Source organism: Shewanella sp. 11B5 (assembly GCF_002836795.1).
Taxonomy (GTDB): Bacteria; Pseudomonadota; Gammaproteobacteria; order Enterobacterales; family Shewanellaceae; genus Shewanella; species Shewanella frigidimarina.
On sequence record NZ_PJAP01000588.1, the window covers coordinates 1 to 4,064 of the forward strand.

Consider the following 4,064-nt stretch of genomic DNA (forward strand, 5'->3'; position numbering starts at 1 on the left):
TGATGAAGCATATGATCTTTGGACTCAAAAAATAGGTGTGCCAGCAGAAAATATGATCCGCATTGGTGATAATAAAGGCGGAGCTTTTGCGTCAGATAACTTCTGGCAGATGGGTGATACCGGTCCTTGTGGTCCTTGTAGTGAGATTTTCTACGACCATGGCGATCATATATGGGGTGGCCGCCCAGGTACGCCTGAAGAAGACGGTGATCGCTTTATTGAAATTTGGAACATTGTCTTTATGCAGTACAACCGTCAAGCCGACGGTGAAATGTTGCCTTTGCCAAAACCTTCTGTTGATACAGGTATGGGTATTGAGCGAATTGCTGCGATTATGCAAGGCGTGCATTCAAACTACGAAATCGATATTTTTAAACAACTTATTGCCAAAACTGCTGAAATTATCGGTGTAACTGATTTAGAAAATAAATCTCTGCGTGTTATTGCTGACCACATTCGTTCATGTGCATTTTTAATTGCTGATGGTGTTATGCCATCAAATGAAGGTCGTGGTTATGTGTTGCGTCGTATTATTCGTCGCGCAGTTCGTCATGGTAACAAGCTGGGCGCTAATGACGCATTTTTCTACAAACTTGTGCCAACACTTATTAGCGTAATGGGCGATGCCGCCATTGGCTTAAAACAAACTCAAGCTATTGTTGAAAAAGCCTTAAAAGCGGAAGAGGAGCAGTTTGCTCGCACTCTTGAGCGCGGTTTAGTTATTTTAGATGGCGCGTTGAACAACTTGCAAGGTGATACCTTAGACGGCGACACCTTATTTAAACTGTATGACACCTATGGCTTCCCTGTTGATTTAACTGCAGATGTTTGTCGTGAACGTGATATTAACGTTGATGAAGCTGGCTTTGAGTCAGCAATGGCTGAACAAAGAAGCCGTGCACAAGCTGCAGGTAACTTTGGTGCTGATTATAATAGCCAATTAATTATCGACGCAGAAACCGCATTCAGTGGTTATACCGAGTTAACTGGTCAGCCTAATGTGATTGCTTTATATGTTGACGGTAAAGCGGTTGATACCGTGACAGCGGGTCAGGATGCCGTCGTAGTATTAGACAATACTCCATTTTATGCAGAATCTGGTGGGCAGGTTGGTGATAAAGGCCTGCTGACAGCAGATGGTGTAGTATTTACCGTTGCAGACACTCAAAAATTTGGTCCAGCTACAGGTCACCAAGGTCAACTAGCTCAAGGTCAGTTAGTGATCGGGCAACAGTTAACCGCGCAGGTCGATAAAAAGTTACGCCATCGTACGCAATTGAATCATTCTGTTACTCACTTATTGCATGCTGCATTACGTCAAGTGTTAGGCTCACATGTGTCTCAAAAGGGTTCACTTGTTAATCCTGAACGCTTACGCTTTGACTTTGCTCATTTTGAAGCGGTTAAGCCATCAGAATTGAAAGCTGTTGAAGATTTGGTTAACACCCAAATTCGTCGCAACCATGAACTTTGTACCGCCGAAATGGCCATTGATGAAGCCAAAGAAAAAGGTGCAATGGCATTATTTGGTGAGAAATACGATGACCAAGTACGTGTTGTCACTATGGGTGATTTCTCTATCGAACTGTGTGGTGGAACTCACGTTGGCCGCACTGGTGATATTGGTTTATTTAAAATTACTTCTGAGAATGGCATTGCCGCAGGAGTACGTCGTATTGAAGCTGTTACGGGTATTGCTGCAATGGCTTATATTGCCGAGCAGCAAGCCATGTTAGATGAAGCTGCACAACTACTTAAGTCCGATAGTGCTTCAGTTGTGGTCAAGTTAAAAGCTCAGCTAGATAAAGTGAAGCAATTAGAAAAAGATTTATCTCAATTAAAAGATAAGTTAGCTGCTGCGGCCAGTGCCGATATGGCAGGTGATGCGGTAGAAATTAATGGTGTTAAACTTTTAGTTAAACAGCTTGATGGTATTGACCCTGGTTCACTTCGTGGATTACAAGATGAGCTGAAGCAAAAGTTAAAATCTGCGATTATTGTGCTAGGTACTGCTAAAGACGGTAAAGTTAATTTAATTGCTGGTGTCAGCAACGATTTAACCAAAAAGGTCAAAGCGGGTGAGTTAGTTGCAATGGTTGCACAACATGTTGGCGGTAAGGGCGGTGGACGTCCTGATATGGCACAAGCTGGTGGAACTCAGCCTGAGAATTTAGCCGCAGCATTAGCCCTTGTAGAGCCCTGGGTAAACGAACGTTTAAGTTAATGAAATCTGTAGATTAGCGTTTTTTTTGGCAATTGAGTCATAAAGTCTAAGATATGCGACTTTATGACTTGAGTGCTATGAGTAGATTTGGCATAGTGAACTAACTTGCTAACAGTAAAAGCGTTTAAAGGGTTGCAAGCGTTGGGCAATGCTTACTATTGTACTTGTGTAGTACTTTAATATTGTATTGGTTTTCAATTCCTGTCGTTTTTGTTATTGGTTTGCCGTATTGGATTGTTTAGCTACTGAATCTTATATCGTGAATGTGATTAATTTACGGTTATTCTCGTTTTAAAAGACGACTAATCGTCAAGTTTTATGATTTCCTAAGAGAATTTGCTTTATAAACTGATGTATTCAGAAATTGATACTATGATTTTATGTAAAGCAGACCTTATAATGAGCGCATATTACGGATAAAGCGTGTTATGCAGATTGAACTTAAAGGAGCAATCGAATGCTAATTTTGACTCGTCGAGTAGGCGAAACATTAATGATCGGTGATGAAGTCACCGTTACTGTGCTAGGTGTTAAAGGTAATCAGGTACGTATTGGTGTAAATGCACCTAAAGAAGTATCTGTTCACCGTGAAGAGATCTACCAACGTATTCAATCTGAGAAGTCAGGAACCCCTTCTGAAGGTGGTAATTACTAATTTCGGCAGATTATGTCGATATCATTAAGCCAGCATTTGCTGGCTTTTTTGTTTTTTACATTACGGTATATTACCGTAATGCTTAATCAGTCCTTATTCGTTAAATTCTATTCGGCATTTTTACTGTCATCAAAAAGCTATTTGTGCGGTGAATTCAATCGAAAGACCAGCTAGTTAAGTGTGATTTCACGGGGTAGCCTCAAATTTAGACCCAAATTCAAATAATAACGGGTCAATTTGAATATGAGTGACCCGTTATTATTCTAAGGTTTATCGCTTGACCCATCTGTTATTCTGCGTTGAGGTTACATTAGCTGTAGCTTAGAGCACCTCACCGCTTCAATTTAAGCTTGTTAGTGTAAGTAGGACTATTTCCCTTTAAGTTGATGCAAGGTTGAAGTGAAATGAATGAGGCTCTCACAAGACGATTTCAGCACACTTATTAAGTTTGTTGAATGCATCTATAAGGGATTTGTCATTATATTTGTTATCCGTCTGATGCATTTAATTAAGTTAGTGTTGAATGATCACAGGATGCTACTTGTAGTTAACAATCAGTACTAAGCCATTTTCATTGAACGTATATTCATTTAAGTTTGGATAATTCAGCCTGATCCTAGCGTTGTAATTGTTGAACACTACAAATTCATCGTAAGCTCATGCAAGTCAAAGCAGATAAACATCCTCAAAATGGCTTTATGTTGTCATTTTCTATTACTTAATATGATGTGGAATTGTCATTGGGAGTATAAATTGTCCAATTGAGGAGGCTAGGTTGTTTAAATCAACGATGCCTTTAAAGATCCCTTTGGTGAAAAACCTTAAAACGCTTGTCGGATGAACTGAGGTTTAATGAGGTTATGTCTGTAAATTAAAAAGAATATTCATCAAAAAACGACTGTTTTCATCAAGATTTGAGTTTATTATCTCCAATGTGCTTAAAAACACTCCAAATGAAGTTAGGTTTCCTAAAAAGGGTTTGACTTATTTTCATCAAACAGTAATATGTGCGCCAAGAAACGGAGAGGTGGCCGAGTGGCCGAAGGCGCTCCCCTGCTAAGGGAGTATGGGCTTTAAATCCCATCGAGGGTTCGAATCCCTCCTTCTCCGCCATTCATTAAGTAACGTCGCGCACTTAACATGCAGACGATAGCAATATTTATGAATGGCTTGTTTTACCGATTT

The 4,064-nt window shown here is 40.1% G+C and carries 2 protein-coding genes and 1 tRNA gene; all 3 read left to right on the top strand.

Translation table 11 applies throughout. The features are described 5' to 3' along the window. Positions 1–2,224: alanine--tRNA ligase (gene alaS / locus CXF78_RS13665; RefSeq protein ID WP_102037106.1), on the top strand; the 2,224-nt coding region annotated here is incomplete at its 5' end. A 457-nt stretch (positions 2,225–2,681) separates the two neighbouring features. Further along, a complete protein-coding gene (gene csrA, locus CXF78_RS13670; RefSeq protein ID WP_011636538.1) occupies positions 2,682–2,879 on the top strand; it encodes a carbon storage regulator CsrA in 198 nt (65 codons plus the stop codon). A gap of 1,021 nt (positions 2,880–3,900) precedes the next feature. After that, a tRNA-Ser gene (locus CXF78_RS13675) sits at positions 3,901–3,992 on the top strand. Positions 3,993–4,064: the final 72 nt, after the last annotated feature.